The sequence below is a fragment of the Lishizhenia sp. genome (assembly GCF_033720595.1).
Classification (GTDB): domain Bacteria; phylum Bacteroidota; class Bacteroidia; order Flavobacteriales_D; family Crocinitomicaceae; genus Lishizhenia.
Map to the genome: position 1 here is coordinate 1 of NZ_JAWWCF010000288.1, position 2,401 is coordinate 2,401.

The 2,401-nt window shown below is 36.9% G+C and carries 3 protein-coding genes; 1 reads left to right on the forward strand and 2 read right to left on the reverse strand.

Translation table 11 applies throughout. The features are described from left to right. Positions 1-894: choice-of-anchor V domain-containing protein (locus tag R3333_RS14110; protein WP_318959411.1), on the forward strand; the 894-nt coding region annotated here is incomplete at its 5' end. Between the two features lie 57 nt (positions 895-951). Here the strand turns inward: R3333_RS14110 and hemH are convergent. Both hemH and R3333_RS14120 read right to left on the reverse strand, forming a co-directional pair. Further along, positions 952-1,977, reverse strand: a complete 1,026-nt coding sequence (hemH, locus tag R3333_RS14115) for a ferrochelatase (protein WP_318959412.1) — start codon at positions 1,975-1,977, stop codon at positions 952-954. Between the two features lie 80 nt (positions 1,978-2,057). Beyond that, positions 2,058-2,401, reverse strand: a 344-nt coding sequence (locus R3333_RS14120; protein WP_318959413.1) for a hypothetical protein, incomplete at its 5' end; no start/stop codon positions are given.

Here is a 2,401-nt window from a genome sequence, read left to right on the forward strand (position 1 = left end):
ATAAAAAAAACTATGAACATGAATATAAAGTATACACTATTTGGAACAGCCTTTTTAGCCTTAGGTGCAGGGTTGTTTTCCTTTAACACGACAGAAATTAAAGCGGTTTCTTCTAAAGAAATAACAGCGCATAAAATAAATTCCTCAGGATCAGTTTCAGGAAGAACCGGGGCACCTGGGGAAAGTACTTGTACCTCTTGTCACGGAGGTTCAGTTCAGGATGGTTCATCGGTTATTGAGATTAACTTCCCAAATAATGAAACTACATTCTTACCAGATGAGGTGTATAATTTGACTCTTAATTTCCCTGGTGGATCTGCAAAAAATGGTTTCCAATTAACCGTTCTAGATAATTCAGATAGTAAAGTTGGTTCTTTGTCTAGTCTTGATAATACAACTTCAACTGCTGCATTTTCAGGAAGAGAATACTTAAACCATACGTTTAATGGAACCGGTCAAACCTCTTGGGATTTTCAATGGATTGCACCTGCAGCCTCAGTTTCGGAGGTTACTTTCTATGTTGCAGCGAACAAAACCAATAGTAGTGGAACAAATTCAGGGGATGTTATTTACACCCACAGCTTGAGCTTTGCACAAGATCCATCTGCAGGTATTTTTGAGTTACAAGAAAATGAAATGGATTTCCAAGTTGGTTATTCAGCAGCAGAGAATACCTTGAAATTGGATGTAAATGTTGAAGAAAAAAATACAGCTTTTGTAAGTGTTGTTGACTTGCAAGGTAAGGTTGTTTTTGAAAAGAATTTGGGTGAATTGTACACAGGTATGAACAACTTAAGCTTTTCAATGCCTGCAACATTAGAGAATGGAATATATGTAGTGAACTTTGCCCTTGGTAATGATTCAGCTTCTGAAAAATTGATGATCACTAAATAAATAAAGATTGAGTTAAACGAAAAAGGCTAACCTTGTGGGTTAGCCTTTTTTATGTCTTTACTTTAAGTATTTTCTAATTTCATCTTCCAAACAATCTACAAACCTAGGGTGGTCATTTGAGCTTGGAACTAAATGAACAGCTTCGCCGCCCATTTCTTGGAAGTCTTCGTGGTATTCTGTACCTATTTCTATGATTGTTTCTAAACAGTCGGCTACAAAGGCTGGACTAAATGCCAAAACCCTTTTCGCTCCTTCTTTGGCCCATTGTTCAATGAGTTTATCAGAGAAAGGTTCTAACCAATTTTTATCTAGTCTAGACTGGAATCCAACGGTATAATCACTTTCTTTTATTCCGAGTTTGGCAGCAATCAATCTTGATGTGGCAAAACACGTGGCTTTATAACAGAATTGGTTTTTCTCATTGATTTCTGTTTCACAGGGTTGGTCCTCACACAAATCATTATCATATACCTTATCTACCTGTCGCGTTGGTAAACCGTGGTAAGAGAATAGAATTTTATCGTAAGAAGATAGGTCGAAATCCTTTGCTCTATCCACCACTGCATCAATGTAAGCAGGATTGTCGTAAAACTGAGAGATAACATTGATTTCGGGAATCACCCACCATTTACGGATGATGTTCATGGCTTTTTCAATCGCAGAACCAGTAGAGGCACTAGCGTATTGTGGGAAGAGAGGGAGAATTACGATTCTATCGTACTTCTGTTTTCTCATTTCTTCTAATACCACATCCATCGAAGGGTTTTGGTAACGCATTGCCATGTGTATATGCACATTTTCATCTGCGCTAAATCTTTCTTGAGTCAAACGAACTACACTCTCTGTATGCGTGATAAGGGGAGAAACACCATTTCCGTATTCCCATAGTTCCTTGTAAATTTTAGAAGAGTTACTGGTTCTGAAAGGAACAATAATTCCATTCACTAATAGTTTTCTTCCGAACCAAGGTAAATCAATTACTCTTGGGTCATTTAAAAATTCACTTAAATATCTTCTAACATCCTTTTTTGAGGGACTATCTGGTGTTCCCAATTGGATGACTAATACTCCTGTTTTTTTCATACTCAAAGATTCGCGGCCAAAGATAGCTGCTTATCTTAACATAGGAAAGCTTAGAATGTTTATTCGACGATTGATTTTTTTTATGAACGAGAAAAAATAAGTTTCCTTAACTCGTCTCGTTCTTTTTTCAAATCGTCTAAAGCGTGCTTTTTATCCATCATTATAAGCATGTATTGCCATTTATAACTGATGTGTTTAAGGTAACGAGCAAACCAATAAGCGAAGATTCCTGATAGGGGAAGACTTGCAAAGTAGAACAATGCTTCTATCCAGTTGAGATGAAATTGAGTAACAGCGAAATAGGTAAATATACTGTAAGTGAAGGGGTAGAAAAAGAGTCCTAGGAATACAGCAAAGGGAGCATAGTACTCAACATCTGTAGATAGTTTTGGGATAATCCAATCGGTTAAAAGGTATTGAAGAA